Source organism: Paenibacillus sp. S29 (genome assembly GCF_049319765.1).
Taxonomy (GTDB): Bacteria; Bacillota; Bacilli; order Paenibacillales; family Paenibacillaceae; genus Paenibacillus; species Paenibacillus polymyxa_B.
This window is the reverse complement of record NZ_JBMOUI010000010.1, coordinates 102,828-121,092: the sequence shown is the minus strand read 5'-3', so window position 1 is coordinate 121,092 and position 18,265 is coordinate 102,828. Positions and strand designations below refer to the sequence as shown.

20 protein-coding genes and 1 tRNA gene are annotated in these 18,265 nt (G+C 44.0%); 12 read left to right on the top strand and 9 right to left on the bottom strand.

What is annotated here, in order from left to right; all coding sequences use genetic code 11:
* Positions 1 to 5 precede the first annotated feature (5 nt).
* Entirely contained in the window at positions 6 to 764 is a 759-nt protein-coding gene (locus ACL9RM_RS17680; protein ID WP_069291461.1) for a DUF2087 domain-containing protein, read from the bottom strand.
* 208 nt (positions 765 to 972) lie between these two features.
* Between ACL9RM_RS17680 and ACL9RM_RS17675 the strand changes: the two genes are divergently transcribed.
* The 5 genes from ACL9RM_RS17675 (at position 973) to ACL9RM_RS17655 (ending at position 3,376) form a co-directional block, all read left to right on the top strand.
* On the top strand, positions 973 to 1,461 hold the full coding sequence (locus ACL9RM_RS17675; RefSeq protein ID WP_250267853.1) for a HEAT repeat domain-containing protein: 489 nt from the start codon (positions 973 to 975) through the stop codon (positions 1,459 to 1,461).
* 162 nt (positions 1,462 to 1,623) lie between these two features.
* Positions 1,624 to 2,157, top strand: coding sequence for a hypothetical protein (locus ACL9RM_RS17670; protein WP_336077399.1), 534 nt, complete (start codon positions 1,624 to 1,626; stop codon positions 2,155 to 2,157).
* Positions 2,158 to 2,215: 58 nt separating this feature from the next.
* Positions 2,216 to 2,446: a hypothetical protein gene (locus tag ACL9RM_RS17665; protein ID WP_235307861.1), complete on the top strand. Its 231-nt coding sequence runs from the start codon at positions 2,216 to 2,218 to the stop codon at positions 2,444 to 2,446.
* Between the two features lie 40 nt (positions 2,447 to 2,486).
* Positions 2,487 to 2,789 (top strand): barstar family protein, encoded by a 303-nt coding sequence (locus ACL9RM_RS17660; RefSeq protein WP_250267855.1) that lies wholly within the window; start codon positions 2,487 to 2,489, stop codon positions 2,787 to 2,789.
* 29 nt (positions 2,790 to 2,818) lie between these two features.
* Complete coding sequence (locus tag ACL9RM_RS17655) at positions 2,819 to 3,376, top strand: hypothetical protein (protein ID WP_250267856.1); 558 nt, start codon at positions 2,819 to 2,821, stop codon at positions 3,374 to 3,376.
* Between the two features lie 105 nt (positions 3,377 to 3,481).
* Here the strand turns inward: ACL9RM_RS17655 and ACL9RM_RS17650 are convergent, their stop codons facing one another.
* Complete coding sequence (locus tag ACL9RM_RS17650) at positions 3,482 to 3,703, bottom strand: helix-turn-helix domain-containing protein (RefSeq protein WP_235307864.1); 222 nt, start codon at positions 3,701 to 3,703, stop codon at positions 3,482 to 3,484.
* 344 nt (positions 3,704 to 4,047) lie between these two features.
* Between ACL9RM_RS17650 and ACL9RM_RS17645 the strand changes: the two genes are divergently transcribed.
* Positions 4,048 to 4,452, top strand: coding sequence for a hypothetical protein (locus ACL9RM_RS17645; protein ID WP_235307865.1), 405 nt, complete (start codon positions 4,048 to 4,050; stop codon positions 4,450 to 4,452).
* Between the two features lie 42 nt (positions 4,453 to 4,494).
* Here the strand turns inward: ACL9RM_RS17645 and ACL9RM_RS17640 are convergent, their stop codons facing one another.
* Positions 4,495 to 4,800, bottom strand: a complete 306-nt coding sequence (locus ACL9RM_RS17640) for a hypothetical protein (protein ID WP_076158061.1) — start codon at positions 4,798 to 4,800, stop codon at positions 4,495 to 4,497.
* 165 nt (positions 4,801 to 4,965) lie between these two features.
* Here ACL9RM_RS17640 and ACL9RM_RS17635 point away from each other — a divergent pair.
* Positions 4,966 to 5,039 (top strand) — tRNA-Pro (locus ACL9RM_RS17635).
* A gap of 246 nt (positions 5,040 to 5,285) precedes the next feature.
* On the opposite strand, the gene ACL9RM_RS17630 is transcribed toward ACL9RM_RS17635, so the two are convergent.
* The gene (locus ACL9RM_RS17630) at positions 5,286 to 6,557 is read right to left on the bottom strand and encodes an MFS transporter (RefSeq protein WP_250267857.1); all 1,272 of its coding nucleotides are present in this window, start codon (positions 6,555 to 6,557) and stop codon (positions 5,286 to 5,288) included.
* 523 nt (positions 6,558 to 7,080) lie between these two features.
* Here ACL9RM_RS17630 and ACL9RM_RS17625 point away from each other — a divergent pair.
* From ACL9RM_RS17625 to ACL9RM_RS17615, 3 genes are all read left to right on the top strand, one after another.
* The gene (locus ACL9RM_RS17625; protein ID WP_250267858.1) at positions 7,081 to 9,972 is read left to right on the top strand and encodes a 2-oxoglutarate dehydrogenase E1 component; all 2,892 of its coding nucleotides are present in this window, start codon (positions 7,081 to 7,083) and stop codon (positions 9,970 to 9,972) included.
* Between the two features lie 5 nt (positions 9,973 to 9,977).
* A complete protein-coding gene (gene odhB, locus ACL9RM_RS17620) occupies positions 9,978 to 11,276 on the top strand; it encodes a 2-oxoglutarate dehydrogenase complex dihydrolipoyllysine-residue succinyltransferase (protein WP_250267859.1) in 1,299 nt (432 codons plus the stop codon).
* A gap of 139 nt (positions 11,277 to 11,415) precedes the next feature.
* Positions 11,416 to 11,946 carry a YfiT family bacillithiol transferase gene (locus ACL9RM_RS17615; RefSeq protein WP_250267860.1) on the top strand — a complete coding sequence of 177 codons (531 nt, stop codon included), beginning with the start codon at positions 11,416 to 11,418 and terminating at the stop codon, positions 11,944 to 11,946.
* A 96-nt stretch (positions 11,947 to 12,042) separates the two neighbouring features.
* On the opposite strand, the gene ACL9RM_RS17610 is transcribed toward ACL9RM_RS17615, so the two are convergent.
* The 4 genes from ACL9RM_RS17610 to ACL9RM_RS17595 form a co-directional block, all read right to left on the bottom strand.
* Positions 12,043 to 13,050, bottom strand: a complete 1,008-nt coding sequence (locus tag ACL9RM_RS17610) for an alpha/beta fold hydrolase (protein ID WP_250267861.1) — start codon at positions 13,048 to 13,050, stop codon at positions 12,043 to 12,045.
* Positions 13,051 to 13,075: 25 nt separating this feature from the next.
* On the bottom strand, positions 13,076 to 14,050 hold the full coding sequence (locus ACL9RM_RS17605; RefSeq protein WP_250267862.1) for a type I phosphomannose isomerase catalytic subunit: 975 nt from the start codon (positions 14,048 to 14,050) through the stop codon (positions 13,076 to 13,078).
* Between the two features lie 169 nt (positions 14,051 to 14,219).
* Positions 14,220 to 14,801, bottom strand: coding sequence for a class I SAM-dependent methyltransferase (locus tag ACL9RM_RS17600; protein ID WP_250267863.1), 582 nt, complete (start codon positions 14,799 to 14,801; stop codon positions 14,220 to 14,222).
* A complete protein-coding gene (locus ACL9RM_RS17595) occupies positions 14,802 to 15,755 on the bottom strand; it encodes a TIGR01212 family radical SAM protein (protein ID WP_250267864.1) in 954 nt (317 codons plus the stop codon).
* Between the two features lie 306 nt (positions 15,756 to 16,061).
* Between ACL9RM_RS17595 and ACL9RM_RS17590 the strand changes: the two genes are divergently transcribed.
* Both ACL9RM_RS17590 and trmB read left to right on the top strand, forming a co-directional pair.
* Entirely contained in the window at positions 16,062 to 16,259 is a 198-nt protein-coding gene (locus ACL9RM_RS17590; protein WP_013309373.1) for a hypothetical protein, read from the top strand.
* Between the two features lie 104 nt (positions 16,260 to 16,363).
* Positions 16,364 to 17,077: a tRNA (guanosine(46)-N7)-methyltransferase TrmB gene (trmB, locus tag ACL9RM_RS17585; RefSeq protein ID WP_250267865.1), complete on the top strand. Its 714-nt coding sequence runs from the start codon at positions 16,364 to 16,366 to the stop codon at positions 17,075 to 17,077.
* A 41-nt stretch (positions 17,078 to 17,118) separates the two neighbouring features.
* Here trmB and ACL9RM_RS17580 read toward each other — a convergent pair whose 3' ends face one another.
* On the bottom strand, positions 17,119 to 18,252 hold the full coding sequence (locus ACL9RM_RS17580; RefSeq protein ID WP_414126425.1) for an MGDG synthase family glycosyltransferase: 1,134 nt from the start codon (positions 18,250 to 18,252) through the stop codon (positions 17,119 to 17,121).
* Positions 18,253 to 18,265: the final 13 nt, after the last annotated feature.

Sequence of the window (18,265 nt, the reverse complement as noted above, 5' to 3'; positions counted from 1 at the left end):
GAGATTCAAGATTCCTTCAACCAATATTCACTGCCATCCGGCTTACGATCCAATAGATTGTATTCAATCATATATCTTCGCACCGTGACATAATCGTCATATACTTCCTGTAAAATCGCATTGATATCCTTCTCATGATATATTTGTCCCTTTACAAAACGGCCCGCAATTTCACGCAGCACAATCAGCTTGTGCTTTTCTTGCATTTTAAAGGTCTTTAGGCGTCCGTCTGTCCCATTCGGAAAATACTTCGTGAGTACCTTCTGCCGCTCGTTTTCCGTAATGTTGTAGCGTTCGTCCACCATCCGTGCTTGTACTGGTACTTCTACAATGGCGGGTGCGTGACGGTCTTTCTCCTTTAGCAGCTCCATTAATGTGAGAAAAACCTTGGCCTGTCGTTCTTTTTCTTTGAGACCAAAGCGATGATTACGTATGGTGGATGCGCTACCGATTCCGGTTTCCTTTTGAATATCCGCATCGCCCATGCCTTGATAAAATAACTGAAGCAACCGATTCTGATGATCCGTCAGTCCAGTCAGCTTTTTGTCCAGACCGATCAAATAGTCAAAGACCGAACCGTACGTCCGCTCAATATGAAGTCGCATGTACCTCTCCGCGTCGTAAAATACCCCTTGATCCTGATATATGATGCCTTGCTCAAACCGCTGTCCGTCCAGCAGGCAAATTACCTGTTCTTCTTGGCGAATATATCCTCGCTTCAGTTCTTCGATTCCAGCATTCCAGAATAGTTCGGAATGATCCATTTTAGTAAACACCTCAATTAAATGATGATTATTTTATAGACAATATAACATTTTGTTTGTTTTAAATCAATGAGTGGATATTTATTTAGGGTCTCGACAATGTTCGCTATATACAAAAGAGACATCGGATTGTTATCATATGTAAATTATTGAATTGCATTAAGACTGGATAGTTGCTATATATTGTAATAAGGTGGGTTGGTAAACTATGAACAAAATGCGATTAGAAGAAGTCATAGAAAGTGGAGATTTAAAGGAAGCGGTAAGGATTATAGAGGAGATAGGTGAAAAGCTGGATTATACATTCACTCCAATATTATTGAGATATTTAGCAACGACGGATAGTGTATTGCTAAGAAATGTAATCGCCATTACGTTAGCTGATCTAGGAGACCGTGAAGCGGTGTTGCCTCTTATCGACTTGTTAAGAAATCCAAAGACCAAGGGGAATAGAGGAACACTGTTATATGCTTTAGAATTTTTTGACGTATCTACTCATGTTGTGGCGCTGGTAGATTTACTGGATGATACCTTTGAAGCGAGTAGACAATCTTATCAACTGATAAGTATCGTACAAGATAAAATTACTAAGGCGCAAAAGGACATATGTAGACAAAAGATAAGAAGAAAGCTAGCCGGTTATAAAAACAAATATAAGCGTGACTTTTTGCTGGAATCTTTAGAGCTTTTTACATGATTATTTTATTAGAGAGGTTTGGTTGGAGTGGTAAAAAAAGCTGTTTTATTCGTGATCATCATTGTAATTGCATATACAGTTGTATCCATTACAACAGGAAGTCCGATAGAAAGAGTCCAATTTCGGAGCAATGTTACTGACTACCTACATAAAACGTACACTATGAACTGGAAAATTGATTCAGTTGATTATGATTTTAAGAATGATAAATTTATAGCAAATGTGATCTCTGACTCAGGAATTTCTTTTTTGGTGGAAGAAGACTATTATAGGCAAATGATGGATAACTATGCCTCTTCTGTGTGGAGGGATGAGCTAAAGACGGCAGTGGCCCAAAAAGTAAAGCAAGTTACAGGATCAGATGCAGAAGTCATCATAAATGTTTCTCATATGGGGCGGGATGCTTTAACCTACCATGACGAGGTTCCAAGCTATTCTAAGGTTAGTCAAAAACTCTCCTCAGAAGCTTCAATTTGTATTAAAGGTAACTTTTCAGCCACTCATTATCTTCAAGAGATGTTGGAAATAAAGCAGTGGATTGTTGAAAAGAAGTATGATGCTTCGTTAACGTTTAAGTCTGAGAAGGGGAAAATTTATTTTGCAATACCTGCAGAAGATCTAAAGAAAATAAAAAGTGTAGAGGATCTCAATCCTTATCGGCTTCAAAATAATTGGTTATTCTACCCAAGAAGCTAAAAGTGATGCCTTAAAATGCTACATTCCTTAAAATTATTGTGAGGAGGTATGATATAAAATGAGGCCGAGATTTGCTGTCATTGACGATGAAAGTGGGCTCACAGTTGGTTATTGTAGAGATGTGGTTGGTTTAGCGGGTGATATCATTGTCGAAACATATGAAAAGATCATTTTTGAGCAATTTGTATTTAACGAAGAATTCATAGAAAACATAACGAAGTTAAAACAATCTATATACAACTTGTACATTGCTATTTTAAATGATGAAGAAACAGTGATCTGCATCTAATCATTTTGCCAGACTGGATAAACGAGGAGAAGTCTACACCTTGGACGGTGAATACATATCTGATTTTACAACATTTTTCATAGCACTTGGTGAAGCGATTAATGGGCCCGGAGGGTACTATGGATTTAGCTTGGACAGTATATCGGACTGTCTCTGTGGAGGTTTTGGGACAGTAGGACCGTTCACGATCCATTGGAAAAACGTACATTATTTCTTGGAAAGATTCGAGGAAGAATGGGATCAAGAAGAGAGAGGTTATAGATTTTTACCACAGCAATATTTTACGGAGCATCTAACGATCTTAGTATCAGGTGGTGTTACCGTGAATTTTTCTTCGAATTAAGATAGCAAAGCATGAAGGGAATTTTTAAAATGGAATATAAATTAATGCAACCACCTTTTGTCATGAAAGAATACTCTGAAATGAGTAAAAACGAAGCAAAAGAACATTTTAATTGGTTTAAACGACAAATACCTTCACGTTTAGAGCAACTTGGCGCATTTTCACAGATACATCTGGATTATAGTGATCGTTCGCTTATAGACATTTGGGAATGGTATCTAAGAAATGTACAGATTCAAAATAAAAGTGCTTCGGAATTAGAAGAGGAGCATTCAGAAACTGAAGAATGGTTGAAGGGCTATATATATGATAAAAAACTTGATACAAAGTCTCAAGCTTTTACACTGGATATTGCCATTTATCTAGGAGAGGTTGTAAAAAGTAATCATAGTGGATTGGACTGGGGAGTTGTTTTTAAACCTAAGTCGTATGTTAGCGTAAATCGTCCTGTTATCACTGGTTTGACTAGGCAAAAAGATATGGATGTGATCATGATCGTAACGAATAAAATGTTTGCAGTATTAAAGGGACAACGTAACCTTAATGCATTATTTGATATTTATCATACATGGGAAGAGTTTATTTGAAATCGCTAATAGGAATGGTTTAACGATGATCGAAATCATTTGAATGGGAAGATCGGTAAAAAAGTATTTTGGAGATTATACAAAGAACAGAGGGCCGTAAGCATGTTAACGGCTCTCTTCGTCGTCTTCTGGCAAGTATTCGATCAGTTCACCAGGGAGTACGCCAAGGGTTCTACAAAGTGTGTTCAAGGTTGGAAAGTCAATTCGGGCGTTTGCGTTGGAGGCCAAAGCTTTAATCGTATTCCTATTAATTCCTGTAATAGAAACAATATCTTTCTGTTCGAGTCCACGGTCCTTCATAATTTTATCAAGAGAAAATCTAATCATAACAATTCCTCCAAAAAGTAATCAAGTAAACTAGTTGACATGTATGAAATATAAGTGTATATTTGTAATTAAGTAATCTAGTTAACAAGATTATAAGTAAACTAAGTTGATGCCTTCATAGTATCAAAATGCTTTAAATTTAGCAACAGTCACTATTTTGATAATCCTAAAACAATTAATGCGTGAGGAGGCTTAAAAATCGTATAGAAGTTTCCTTATAAAATTCATATAACAACGTTATATAATAATTTTGAGCGGTTTTTAAAATGGATAAATTGTAATACAGGTTAATATTTCATCGAACTAAGCTGTGATAAATGAACAAAGGAATGGAGCGAGGATGTATGACAGAATGGGTAATGGGATTGGAACGGGTATCCATGATTCAGGGGCCATATGATTTACCTCATATGTATGAGATATGCGAGGGGATTCTGTATGACCATCAATATTTCTTTTACCTCGAAAATGGCATACTGTGTTTGCGCCATGTGAAGAAGGTGGAGCAATCATATCATACGCATCTTTACCTAGATGGAGAGAGCGGAGGCTTGCAACTGGCAGAGGGTGTACAAGGGGAAGTTATGCAAGTTGTTACGGAGATCATCGAACGCTTACGCGCTAAGGATGGACTGACATTTTTATTCGATGAACTGCTGTGGCTACATGGGAGGGGCCCCATTGAATTAAACCTTTTCAATAAGAAGGATGAAGTGACCCCGAGTGGCAGACAACTTGCTACGAAATAAATGATTCTTATGCTCTATATCATGGAACTTGTAGAAAAAAAATTATGATTTCAGTGAATGTACCAGTTGTTGACTGATAAAAATGAGCGGATACCGAATCAATATGGTCAATTCCACTACAACAGCATCACCAGAGGGAGTAAATCCAAAATCACCTCCCAATAATATGTTTTGCTGCTGCTTTGATGAAGGAAATTCCGGTTCATCCAAGCCATATTGTTCTTTGATTCTCTCTTTCGTTTCATGATCTATGACAAGGTTATCCTGTGCAAAGGTATAGAAGATAGGAACACTTAACTGTATTAAAAGAAGTAATGCAACGGGTATAAGCACTTTTTTGCTTTGCATGGTTAGCTCCTATGATCTCTGTTTTTGACCTCTTAACTTTTGTATCTACCATAATGAAAACAACTTAAAAATGCAACGGAAGGATGAGAAAATAATCCCTTTACAGGATTTTATGACCAGAATATAATGGTAAATAACAGCATCGATCTACATACACTTGGTTATCGGGGTATAGCGCAGCTAGGTAGCGCGCACCCTTGGGGTGGGTGAGGTCGTGGGTTCGAATCCCGCTACTCCGATTTCAATCAAAATGTCCTGTTGATGCAGCTAATGCGTCTGCCGGGCGTTTTTTTTGAATATTACATACCCTATCGGTCTATGTATCTACTGGGTTGTGACGAGCTAGTCGTATGCAACCAACGTATGTACTTGTGGAGCATTTGAGAGGAGATATGATGAAGCCACCTCTGCACTGGATTCGGAGGCAGAAGTGGCAACTCAACAATGCTGGCGGAATGGTCTGCTGTTTGACTTTTTTAATTTGCCTATAAAGATTCCTGAAGGGTCTTGGAAGAAGTGCTGTAATCAGCATAACGGGGAAGCACAATAGTGTAGTATATTCCTACAATAACGGTACAGACCCCAACTAATAAAAACAAGAGCTCAATTGAAATAAATGAAGGAAAGCTTATAGCAATGAAACCTAATGTAAGAGATTGGGACAGCATCATTAACGGATTAATCAAACCTTGCACACGTCCCATCATTTGAGGATCTACAATACGAGGAAGCCATCCTCCTATGCCAATGTTAATGAACGGAAGTATCAGTGCAATGACAAAATTGATAATCAGAAAAGCGTAGATGTGGTTAACAAATCCAAGTATGCACATACCTATTCCGGCTACCAGAACTCCCGCTGCAATCATTTGGTGTAGCTTTAGCTTGGCGGAGATGAGAGAAGCGATTAGGGTACCAAGCAACACACCAGCTCCAAAAATAATACCTGTCCAAACCATATACTGCTCATAGTTGCCTGGAGCTAGCTTATATTTAAGAATAAACATCGGTAAAACGCTAAAACCACCATTTAAAATACCGAACATAAAAAAGCCTGAAACCAACCAAAGCAATAGTCTGTTGCGTAGTATGTAAAGAAACCCTTGTTTAAAATCGATCATGACAAGTTTGAATTTTAATTGTTTGAATTGATGTGCCCCGTTCGGAAGGCGTACTTCCTTTGGGATTTTGCAGGAACGAATAAGCAGTGCAGACACAATAAAAGAAATAGCATCAATTAGGATGGCTCCAGTAATTCCAAAGTGCCAGTAGACGACGGCCCCCAGAGTTCCTCCAAATAACATGAAAAGACTCCCCATCATTTGATTGAGGCCTGCGGCAATGGTGTAATCATCTTCGCTTAATATCCCCTGTATAATGGCACTTTCGGCTGGGAAGAAGAATTTGGAGGCAGCACTACGAATGAAGAGGAGGGCAAATATCAAAGGAATCGAATCGACCCAAATAAAAATAAGCAAACATAAGGATAAAAAAGCGCTGATCCAGTCACAATTAACAGCAATTTTTTGTCTGTCCATCCGATCTGCCAGCACTCCAACCACGAGAAATACTACCAGCATCGGGAGCGAATACATTAACTCGGCAAGCGTTGCATAGTATGGCTGATTTGTAAACCGTTTCAACAAATAAAACATGAATGCAGTAACCCCGATAATTCCTCCCATTTGTGAGGCGAAGGTTGCCAGAAAAAACCTGATATAATTCTTGTTTCTGAGTACTTGTTTTAATCCAGTCACAGTTCCATCCCTTTCGCTTTCAAAGCGGTTTTTAGATGCCTAATTAAAATAATAGTGAAAAGTAGGAATATTGTACAGAAAAGTGACTTTAATGTCACTTTAAGTTTGAATTTGCATCGTATAGGACCCTCTGTCTTTCAAATTCTGCTGTTAACGATAATCATAGTGGGGTGGACTGGGAAGTTGTTTTCAAAATGGTTTGGCGTAGTATGAGGAGCAATATAATCTTAAATAACCAGCCGGCGGTAGAGATCCGACGGCTGGTTATTTAAGTTGCCAGGTGTTTGATTACAGATTAGCCCGATTCATCTCATTTACGCATGGATATGTTGAGAAAAAGGAAATGCTCATAGCTAGAAAACTTTATACAATGGAAGAGGAATAAGAATTGTGAAATTCGACTTTTGATGAAGGATTTCATATAATGTGATCATATTGTGAACAACTTAAATTGAAGACTTAATAAAAAATGAAAATGATTTCCGTCCAGCTATGAATTTCAAAATTTGACGGAGGGAACGAGATGACAATGGAAGAGAGCAGCAGACAGGTACCTTGGCAGGCGTATTATGGACCTAATCTAGGTTATGTGCAGGACCAGTATGAAAAGTATGTAGCGGACCCCGGAACGGTTGATCCGGCTTACCGCGAGCTGTTTGATCAATGGGGTGAGCCGCCACAATCCGAATATTCGGCTGCTTCCATGATAGACAACAAATTGCAAGGCCCCCCCACAAGTGCTTTGGGGCACCTTGATTCAAACACATTACAGAAAGCGGTTACAGCGGGGAAAATGGTGTGGAATATCCGTGAGTACGGACATTTAGCCGCCCAAATCGATCCGCTGGAACTGGATGCAGAGCAGGATACACGCTTGCTTAATCCAGCATCTTACGGTTTAACTGAACAAGACTTGAAGGCTTTTCCAGCCTCTTTAATATGGGATAACGCTCCTGCGGGAACACTTAACGGATGGGAAGCCATTCAACGGTTACGTGTAGCATACACAGGTCCGATTGCCTATGAATTTAGTCATATTCATAACGAGGAGGAACGCCGCTGGCTGAACAGCTATGCAGAATCTGGCTGGTCCTCCAAGCCACTTACAACACAGGAACGCAAGTCGTTGCTAGGCAGATTGGTAGAAGTAGAACAGTTCGAAGAGTTTTTGCATAAAACATTCGTCGGACAGAAACGTTTTTCCATCGAGGGTAATGATGTGCTTGTCCCTGTTCTCGACGAGATTATTCGTCTAACGACAAATGCGGGAGCAAGTCATGTCCTGATGGGTATGGCGCATCGCGGCCGTTTGAATGTACTGGCTCATGTGCTGGGCAAGCCTTACAGTAAAATTTTCTCTGAATTTCATCATTCGCCGAATAAGGATTTGATCCCGTCAGAAGGTTCCACAGGAATTAACTACGGCTGGACTGGCGATGTGAAATATCATCTGGGTGCTGATCGTTTTGTAAAAGATGGGGAAGCAGTGCAGGCCCGTCTGACATTGGCGAATAACCCGAGTCACCTGGAATATGTAAATCCGGTAGTACAAGGATTTTCACGAGCTGCACAGGAAGACCGCAGTGAGGCTGGTTATCCGAAGCTGGATGTGAGCAAGGCAGCTACAATTATTATGCATGGTGATGCGGCTTTCCCAGGTGAAGGTATCGTGGCAGAATCACTTAATTTCACAAATTTGCGTGGCTTCCGTAATGGCGGCACGGTCCATATTATTGTGAATAATCGTTTGGGTTTTACGACAGAGAGTGTCGATTCACGTTCGACCCGTTATGCCAGTGATTTGGCTAAAGGCTATGAAATTCCAATTGTACATGTGAACGCGGATAATCCTGAAGCCTGCATTGCAGCGGCACGTATGGCTGGTGAATATCGCAATCGTTTCAAGAAGGATTTTTTGATTGATCTGATTGGTTACCGTCGTTATGGTCACAATGAATCCGATGACCCGGAAACAACACAACCGCTTGTATACCGTAAGGTGAAGAATCATCCGACGGTGAGCAAATTATATGCTCAAAAGCTGATGAAGCAGGGTATAGTGGATGAAGCGTTTAGTGCCGGTCTCATTGAAAAGGTCCAAAACAGACTGAAGGAAGCGCATGAGCATGTGAAGAATCAACCGGAACAAGAGCCGGAAATGAGTCCTGTGAAGGCGAAAAAGAATCAGAATTCTATGGTACGTACTGCAGTGGAATTGAAAAAGCTGCGCCAAATCAATGAAAACTTACTCAAATGGCCACAGGCTTTTCATGTATATCCGAAGCTGGATCGAATTTTACAGCGTAGAAAAACCGCTCTGAACGAAGGGGAAAAGGTAGATTGGAGCTTGGCGGAGACGCTGGCTTTGGCCACCATTCTTGCAGACGGCAAGCCTATTCGTATGACAGGTCAGGATGCGGAGCGAGCTACATTTGCTCACCGTAACCTTGTGCTGCATGAGCCTGAAACAGGCCGTACACATTGCCCGTTGCATACATTGCCGGAAGCACGTGCTTCATTCAGTATTCATAACAGTCCATTGTCTGAGGCATCTGTCCTCGGCTTTGAATATGGCTATAACGTGTATTCTCCTGAAACGTTAGTGATTTGGGAAGCACAATTCGGCGATTTTGCTAACTGTGCACAGGTTATTTTTGACCAATTCATCTCCGCAGGCCGTGCTAAATGGAGACAGAAATCGAGTCTAGTGATGCTGTTACCGCATGGTAGCGAAGGACAAGGACCAGAGCATACAAGCGCACGTCTGGAGCGTTTTCTCCAGTTGTCCGCACAAAATAACTGGACTGTCGCTAATTTGAGCAGTGCCTCACAGTATTTCCATCTGCTGCGCCGTCAGGCTGCATTAAGCGAAAGTGAGGAAGCCCGCCCGCTTGTGATGATGTCGCCGAAGAGCCTGATTCGTAATAATCGTGTCGCTTCGCCTGCTTCTGAATTCAGCGAAGGAGCGTTCCGTCCTGTGTTGGAACAGCCTGGTCTGGGTGCACGTCCGGATCGTGTAGAGCGCATTGTACTGTGCAGTGGCAAGATTGCCATCGATCTCGAAGAAGCATTGGAAAAGGATAAGAATGAGGCAGAAGAGCGTCTGCATATTATTCGTGTGGAGCAGCTATACCCTTTCCCGGAAGAAGAAATTCGGAATATTTTCGGTCGCTTCCCGCATGTTAAGGAGTTCGTATGGGCTCAGGAAGAACCTAAAAATATGGGGGCTTGGAGTTACATTGAACCTCGTCTGCGGAATGTTGTGCCACAGGGAGCGGAAATTCGTTACGCAGGCAGACCAGATCGTTCAAGCCCGGCCAGCGGTTATCAGCAAGTACACAGCCTAGAACAACAGCGAATTATTCAATCGGCGTTGAAGCAGGATTCCAAAAACAATATTACACTTGGGAGGTAGCGGCTGTGAGCGATATTATAGTGCCAGCAATGGGAGAATCCATCACGGAAGGAACAATCTCCAAATGGCTTGTGAAGGAAGGGGATTCCGTAGGACAGGGAGATGTTCTATTGGAGCTGGAAACCGATAAGGTCAATCTGGAAATTAGTGCGGAAGAAGCAGGTGTGGTCCAGAAAATCCTTCGTCAGGAGGGAGATACTGTGGTCATCGGTGAAGCTGTTGGTTTGATCGGAAGCGGCAGTGGTGGTGCGGAATCAACCGGTGCTGGAGAAGTTGCAGCGACTCAAGCGCCTGAAGCACCGTCCGTAGCGACTTCACCGTCTTCCGTAGAAGGCGGCGGTAAAGCTGAAGAAAAGTCTGCACCGCCTATTTCATCGAATGGCGACGGGAATGGCCAGACGGCATCACCATCCGCCCGGAAGTTGGCGCGTGAGCGCGGGATTGATCTTGAGCAGGTACAGGGAAAGGACCCGCTCGGACGTGTTTTCAAGGAGGACGTAAAAACGCATAACAGCTCTGAAGTGTCACGTGCAGCATCTGTACCTGCGTCTCCCGCTACTAGCAAGCCTGCGCCTCCGTCTCCAGCACAAACGGAGTACAGCAAGCCTGTGGAACGCCAGCGGATGTCTCGGCGCAGAGCGACGATCGCTAAGCGTCTTGTTGAAGCACAGCAAACAGCTGCCATGCTCACCACTTTTAATGAAGTGGATATGACCGCCATTCTCGATGTGCGTAAACGCCGTAAAGATAAGTTTAAGGAAAAACATGATGTAGGCTTGGGTTTTATGTCCTTCTTTACAAAGGCAGTGGTTGGTGCACTCAAGCGCTTCCCTACCGTGAATGCAGAGATTAATGGCGATGATATCGTACTGAAAAAATACTATGATATCGGGATCGCTGTATCTGCCAAGGAAGGTTTGGTCGTGCCAGTTGTACGAGATGCTGATCGTCTTGGCTTTGCTGAGATCGAGAAAAGTATTGCAGATTTGGCTGGCAAAGCACGCTCCAATTCGCTTTCTCTGGCCGACTTGCAAGGAGGAACGTTTACTATAACCAATGGAGGTATTTTCGGTTCCCTGCTGTCTACGCCAATTCTCAATACACCGCAAGTGGGTATTTTGGGAATGCATAAAATCCAACTTCGCCCGATTGCCATCGACGAGGAACGCATGGAAAATCGTCCGATGATGTATATCGCGTTGTCCTACGATCACCGGATTATTGATGGTAGCGAGGCGGTTCGTTTCCTGGTAACGGTCAAAGAATTGCTGGAAGATCCGGAATCATTGTTACTGGAAGGATAAAATAAATCGGGCAAGTGTATCTCCTCTTTACGTGTATGACAAAAGCAGACTCTTGCGAGCCTGCTTTTTTTCCTGCATAGTTATAACATAAGGCAACTGACATTACAGGCAGTAGATGTAGAGAAGGGAGGAAACTGTTTTGGACAAAGACTTGCGCTATCCGATAGGATCATTCGTTGTTCCAGATACCATTACAAAAGAACAGCTTATCGCATGGATTCACGACATTGCTGAATTGCCTGCACAGCTGCGTCAGGCGGTGGAAGGACTGAATGAGCAGCAGCTCAATACGCCTTATCGCGAAGGGGGCTGGACGATTCGGCAGGTAGTTCATCATGTGGCAGATAGCCATATGAACAGCTATATCCGTTTTAAGCTGGCACTGACGGAGGATACGCCGACGATCAAGCCATATGATGAGGGGCGTTGGGCCGAAATACCAGACGCCAGGGAGCTTCCACTAGAACCTTCGTTGCAATTGCTGGAAGGACTGCATGAACGGTGGGTGACCGTGTTACGATCGTTGGGAGAGGATCAGCTACACCGAACATTTATTCATCCTGAATCGGGCCAGACGATCCGCCTGGAACGAAACATCGGCATCTATGCCTGGCATGGCAAGCATCACACAGCTCATATTACTTCCCTGAGAGAACGGAATGCATGGTGATTTTTAAAACTATATCCAAATGAATATAAGGCAATAAAAAAGAAACCTTCAATCCCACTTTAATCGTGGTTTTTAAAGGTTTCTTTTCTTATTTCCTCACAAGGATGATGACTTGGGCGAGGTTGAATGTCCAGGTGCCTCGGAGTCTCCAGACAATGCGGAAACAGAGGCCACCCCTGTGTTAACATGACGGTCGAGCCAGTCCACGATGTCACTCATCACCTCGTCACGGTTTGTTTCATGAAGCATCTCATGGCGACCGTCAGGATAGAGGCGATATTCGATGTCCTGAAGCTCTAGGCTTAGATACATTTCCACTAGTGACAACACACCTTTACCGAACAAACCCACTGGATCACGATCCCCGGCAAAAATATAAACTGGCAGTTTGGGATTGATGCGTTTCAGCGAGGAAGGCCAGTGGATTTCTTGTAATAGCCTGAAAAAATCCAGAAAAAAGCCTGTCGTGCATATAGCTCCACATAATGGGTCGTGCACGAATTGATCTACTTCCTCAGGATCACGGGACAGCCAGTCGAACGCCGTACGCACCGGACGGAAGGCACGGTTAAAGCCGCCAAAGACCATAGCGTTGAGCAGCATGCTGCGATGATCCATTCCTTGCAGCTTGGCTTGCAGTAGAGCAACTTGCTCTCCGAGTTTTAGGAGACCACGTCGTCCGTTGGTTCCCGATAAAATAAACCCGTGATACGTTTGCCGATCATCATACATAATTTTCTGGGTTAAAAAGGACCCCATGCTGTGACCCAGCAAAAAACGAGACTGATCAGGGAATTCCTTAGCTGCAATTTCGCCTAGCTCCAGCATGCCGTTTGCCATTCGATTAAACGCATTAGCTCCCGGCATACCCAGCTTATCAGGATCACCAGCCGTGCGCCCGTGACCGATATGATCGTTGGCATACACGCCATAACCGCAAGCAGTAAGCTTTTCGGCCAGTCGGATGTAGCGATAGGACGTCTCGCACATACCATGCGAAATTTGAACAATCCCCTTAATGGGCAAATTCTGATCAGGCAGCCAGCGGTAGGCAAAAAGCTCTGTTCCGTCATTTTCAGCGATGGTGAAGGTGTATTCCCGCATAATTAGACATCACATCCTTTAAGCATTAAGGAAGATAAGATCTAAGTACGGTCATTCCGTCATTCAGCGTGTAATCGCTCAGGTTAGCGGGCAACAGGAAGCAATCTCCAGCTTTACAGGAAAGAGACTCGGTATTATTGTTCCATGTTATGGTCCCACTGCCTTCACAAATCACGAGAATGGTGAAGCTGTCTTCCGTTGTAGAAAGTGCCCAACTTCCATCTACGATACCCTTTTCCACAACAAAATACTCACAGGCTGCCAACTGGAGCCATTTACCAGGCTGTAAGCCGTCCGTTTTCATCGTTGTTGCGCCTGCACCTTCGTAGGAGGTTACATTGAGGGAATCCTCGATATGCAACTCACGAGGCTTGCCGTCCAGTCCGGGGCGATTGTAGTCATATAAGCGATAGGTAGTATCCGAATTTTGCTGGATTTCAGCAACGACAACGCCTGCACACAGTGCATGTACGGTTCCGGCGGGGATGAAGAACGTATCGCCTGCTTCGACTGGAACCTGGCGCAAACTGCCGAGGATATCCCCACTTTCAAGAGCTGTGCGCAGACTCTCGCGGGTTACACCTTCGGTCAGACCATAAATAATCTTGGCATCTGGCTTGGCATCAAGCACGTACCACATTTCAGTTTTTCCTAATTCTCCGGCTGGAAGTCCTGCGTAATCATCTGTCGGATGCACCTGAACGGATAAGTCATCATTACAATCCAGTAGTTTGATTAAAAGTGGGAATCGTCCGCCTTTTTCCGATACACCCTTGGCCCCGAGCCAATCCTGCCCGTAGGTCTCGCGGATTTCATCCAGTCCTTTGCCTGCCAGCTCACCATTGATAACCGTTGTTGTTCCGTTTGGATGATCGGCAATCATCCATCCTTCCCCGATATGTCCTTCTGGTGGGGTTAGACCAAATTGCTCTAAGGCCCGTCCTCCCCAAACTCTCTCTTTGAACTCAGGTTGAAATTGCAGCGGGTATGGCTTTAGCATAATTTCTCTCCTCCATATTGAGTAATGAGTGCGACCTAACAGAATAGGGAAATCAATAACGTGCCGCTGTGGCAATAAACTGGGATGAATAGTGCCCAAACGAGCTTGAAAAATAATATATGTAAGGCGGCTTAAAAAGCCGCTCATAACCTGAGTTTAAAATCCGACATTATTTCTTCTCAACCGCCACTACGAAAGGCGAAGCGGCTCGTTGTAATTGACGATAAATAATGCTTTGACCACTGGAGACCGGGAGAGCAGAAGCCCATTGAAGAACGGCATCTGCTTCTTCACTGCCTCCGGCGTGTCCTGGATATAACACGGCAGTCAGAATGCCGCGTGGTCGCAGCAATTGTAAGGCAGCATCAAGTGCGACGAGCGTGCTGTCTGTATGGGTGATGACAGTAGGATCGGCGCCTTCGGAAGGCAAGTAGCCGAGGTTAAACATGACCGCAGCGACTTTGCCATGCAGCATGTCCGGAACGGCCTCCCGCATTTGCTCATGACCTTGTAGCAGTAGCGATACTTCTGCTAATGAAGGAGAAGCGTTTTCTTCCAGTCGACGACGGGCGCAATGCAGTGCTTCTTGTTGGATGTCGAAGCCATAGACACGGCCCCGTTTACCAGCAGCTTTTGCCAGAAACAACGTATCTGCTCCTGTGCCGACGGTGGCGTCTATAGCAGTATCGCCTGGCTGCACCCGCGCAGCCACCAATTGATGAGCGTAGCCCAGGACGGATAGGAAGCCCATTTAAGGTTGCCTCCAGTATTTTCCCTGCCACGTTTCACGTGACTTCAGTTCATGATCAATGGCATTAAGCACTTCCCATTTTTTAAGCGACCAAATGGGTCCCATTAGCAAATCGCGTGGGGCATCTCCGGTTAACCGATGAACGATCATTTCGGGAGGTAAAAACTCCAGCGTATCAACTATCAGCTTAACGTATTCGTCCTTTTCCAGAAAGCGTAGCAATCCCGCTTCATACTGCTTGACCATGGGCGTTTTGCGCATGAGATGCAGCAGGTGGATTTTGATGCCCTGCACATCCATAGCGGCTACCGCCCGTCCCGTATCGAGCATCATTTCATGCGTCTCTTGGGGCAGACCATAAATAATGTGGGCGCACACGCGGATATTCCGCTTGCGCAGCTTTTCCACCGCATCCAGATAGCATTGAGTATCATGAGCGCGGTTAATCAGCTCTGAGGTCGATTCATGGACAGTTTGCAGACCCATTTCGACCCATAGGTACGTGCGTTCGTTTAGCTCGGCAAGGTAATCCACTACATCGTCAGGCAGGCAATCAGGACGTGTAGCGATGGACAGACCGACAACACCGGGCTGCTCCAGAATAACCTCGAAGTATTCTCGCAGTTCCTCAACCGGGGCATACGTATTAGTATAGGCTTGAAAATAGCCAATATATTTGGCGTTTGGCCATTTTAGATGCTGCCGATCCCGAATCGTATTGAACTGGGTGACCAGATCATCACGACGACGCCCGGCAAAATCACCCGATCCGCGTGCGCTACAAAAGGTGCAACCCCCTTTAGCGATGGAGCCATCGCGATTCGGACAGGTAAAACCGGCATCCAGCATGACTTTGAACACTTTATTTTGAAATTGCTCACGCATTTCGTAATTCCAAGTATGGAACCGTTTATCTCCCCACAGGAGAGGAGCAGGCAATAAATCTGTTTTCATGGGTGTACTCCTTTTTTTACGATCACCCTATTGTAACAAAAATCAGTCTTCATTGGGAATCATTTGACCGAACTAGTCAATAAAATGTGCGTATTTTATGGCGTTGCGGATTGAAAAAGGTTACACAATGTGTTATATTGTAAGCGGTACCAGACATACAATAAAAGGACTGTTTTCGATCCTGAAGATAAAAGTTATCCGTTGCTAATGATTATTCTTCAGGGAGGCAGCTATGCTGTTTCTATCGCCTGTTTTAGGGTAAGTGCACGTCGGTTCCATCACAAATAACCCGTGAGGTGATCTTTTATGAATGCGCAGGATAAGACGCGTATGGATAAAGTTACTGTTGAGTTAACCTTTGATGAGGCGTTGGCATTGACTGGTGTCCGTTTTGGGCAGGATCGTCAGATTGGAACGACCGCACGTCAAAAAATCAGAGCGGCTTGCCAAAAGACAATTGATTTTTCACCTGCTGATGGGGTAGACTATGAACAATTAAATTAGTTGGACCCCAATCCAAATATATTGAAAAAGGAATTTCATTTCCGTATCTTCAAGCGGGGGTGAAATTCCTTTTTCCTTGATAACAGAGTATATGGAGGAGTAACATGCGTTTACGCGGAAGAAAAGGAATTCGGGAAAGTCTGGAAGAACAGCAGGACCTAGTCATCTTGGAGCCAGCACAGTATAAGGGGAAATGGCAGCAGCTTTTTGGTAATGATCGTCCCATTCATGTAGAGTTCGGTATGGGTAAAGGGCAATTTATAAGCCAAATGAGCTTCCGGAATCCGGAGGTTAACTATATTGGCTTTGATATGTATGATGAGCTGGTTCGCCGTGCAACAGAAAAGTCTCGTCTGGCCTGGAGTAATTCAGAGGTTGATACGCCGCCTAATATCAAATTGGCACTGGCAAACATCGAACAGATCGAAAATGTTTTTGAACCAGGAGAGATTGAACGCATTTATCTGAATTTTAGTGATCCCTGGCCTAAAGCCAAACATGCACGTCGTCGTTTGACGCATCCGCGTTTTTTGGACAAGTACCGTCAGCTTTTGAACAGCAAAGGACAAATTCATTTTAAGACCGATTCGGAGACACTGTTTGAGTTTTCTCTGAATTCGTTTGCCGATAGCGGTTTGCAGATGACGAATATTTCGTTAAACCTTCATCGTGAGGGGATTAACGAGGAGCATGTCATGACGGAATATGAACAAAAGTTTATGGGCAAAGGTATGAATATTCATCGAGTCGAGGTGCTGATCGGCAAAGATGCTTTGAAAGAGTACGAAAAAACACGCCTTGAAAAGTACGGGAAATAAAAACAGATCAAATGGATAAAATAAGACAGGGTGCTTCCTTATTAGGAAAGCACCCTGTTCGGTTCCAGTATATCCAAAATACTCTGTGCGCTCTGAAGAGGATAATATCGCGCTACATTATGGACGTGCTCCTGCCGCTTACGGACGATTTCTGGAAAATCGTGTAGCAGTCGGTTCATCCATTTAACGACAACATCCAGCGAAGTAATCGGTTCTCCGAAGCCTTGAGCCGTAAAGTATTGACAATTTTCCTCCTCCTGTCCAGGGAGAGGTTTGTGAAACAGCATCGGAATCCCTTTGGCCAATCCCTCGGTGCATGTCATTCCGCCGGGTTTGGTGATGAGCAGATTCGATACCTCCATTAATTTGTCGATTTCCCGTGTAAATCCGAAGATATGAATATTTGGATGATTAAACCTGGGATCCAACTGCATTTTACGACGAATTTTATCATTATGCCCCAAACAAAAAATAAATTGAATGTTATCTCTCCACTGAGTAAGCGAACGATGTATGACTTCGTCATTCATAAGGCCCCAGCCGCCACCCATAACGAGTACGGTCGGGATGGGTTTAAGTCCAAATTGTTCTCTAATTTCATCGTGCCCAGGATGTTCCCAAAAATTTGGATGAACGGGAATACCGGTCACCTGGATTTTCGAGACGGATACTCCGCGTGCGCGCAGCTTACGCATGACTTCAGGCGTAGATACAAAGTACCGGTCAACCTCGGGACTAATCCATGTTCCATGTGCATCGTAGTCTGTAATGACAGTACAAAGCGGAACATGTAAGCCTAAGCGCTTCAAACGTGAAATTACCGCGCTTGGGATGGGATGAGTACATACCACCAAATCGGGACGAAGCTGCCGGAGAATGTTTCGGGTCTGCGTGTAGAACAGACGGTGCAAAGCGAGCGTTGTAAGACGGTTTAATGATTTTTTGTACTGATGACGGTAAACCAATCCGACTAGACGAGGCTGCGATACAACAGTCTTCTTGTATGCTGTAATAATAAGCGGGGCCATTCTTGGATTCAAAAAACTCCCCAGCTCCAGCACTCTGGTCTGCACATTCGGAGAAAGCTTTCGCAAACTGCTTGAGAGCGCGTAGGCAGCTTGAGTATGTCCGGCACCGAAACCTTCCGATAATAATAACACTCGTTTTTTAGCCACTCTCATTTCACCT

Excerpts from the sequence above, each read along its gene's own strand:
- ACL9RM_RS17595 (WP_250267864.1), bottom strand. The coding sequence starts at position 15,755 with ATGAAAACAGATTTATTGCCTGCTCCTCTCCTGTGGGGAGATAAACGG.
- ACL9RM_RS17640 (WP_076158061.1), bottom strand. The coding sequence starts at position 4,800 with ATGCAAAGCAAAAAAGTGCTTATACCCGTTGCATTACTTCTTTTAATA.
- ACL9RM_RS17605 (WP_250267862.1), bottom strand. The coding sequence starts at position 14,050 with ATGCTAAAGCCATACCCGCTGCAATTTCAACCTGAGTTCAAAGAGAGA.
- ACL9RM_RS17650 (WP_235307864.1), bottom strand. The coding sequence starts at position 3,703 with ATGATTAGATTTTCTCTTGATAAAATTATGAAGGACCGTGGACTCGAA.
- ACL9RM_RS17610 (WP_250267861.1), bottom strand. The coding sequence starts at position 13,050 with ATGCGGGAATACACCTTCACCATCGCTGAAAATGACGGAACAGAGCTT.
- ACL9RM_RS17645 (WP_235307865.1), top strand. The coding sequence starts at position 4,048 with ATGACAGAATGGGTAATGGGATTGGAACGGGTATCCATGATTCAGGGG.
- ACL9RM_RS17600 (WP_250267863.1), bottom strand. The coding sequence starts at position 14,801 with ATGGGCTTCCTATCCGTCCTGGGCTACGCTCATCAATTGGTGGCTGCG.
- ACL9RM_RS17670 (WP_336077399.1), top strand. The coding sequence starts at position 1,624 with ATGAACTGGAAAATTGATTCAGTTGATTATGATTTTAAGAATGATAAA.
- ACL9RM_RS17665 (WP_235307861.1), top strand. The coding sequence starts at position 2,216 with ATGAGGCCGAGATTTGCTGTCATTGACGATGAAAGTGGGCTCACAGTT.
- ACL9RM_RS17675 (WP_250267853.1), top strand. The coding sequence starts at position 973 with ATGAACAAAATGCGATTAGAAGAAGTCATAGAAAGTGGAGATTTAAAG.
- trmB (WP_250267865.1), top strand. The coding sequence starts at position 16,364 with ATGCGTTTACGCGGAAGAAAAGGAATTCGGGAAAGTCTGGAAGAACAG.
- ACL9RM_RS17655 (WP_250267856.1), top strand. The coding sequence starts at position 2,819 with ATGGAATATAAATTAATGCAACCACCTTTTGTCATGAAAGAATACTCT.
- ACL9RM_RS17680 (WP_069291461.1), bottom strand. The coding sequence starts at position 764 with ATGGATCATTCCGAACTATTCTGGAATGCTGGAATCGAAGAACTGAAG.
- ACL9RM_RS17590 (WP_013309373.1), top strand. The coding sequence starts at position 16,062 with ATGAATGCGCAGGATAAGACGCGTATGGATAAAGTTACTGTTGAGTTA.
- ACL9RM_RS17625 (WP_250267858.1), top strand. The coding sequence starts at position 7,081 with ATGACAATGGAAGAGAGCAGCAGACAGGTACCTTGGCAGGCGTATTAT.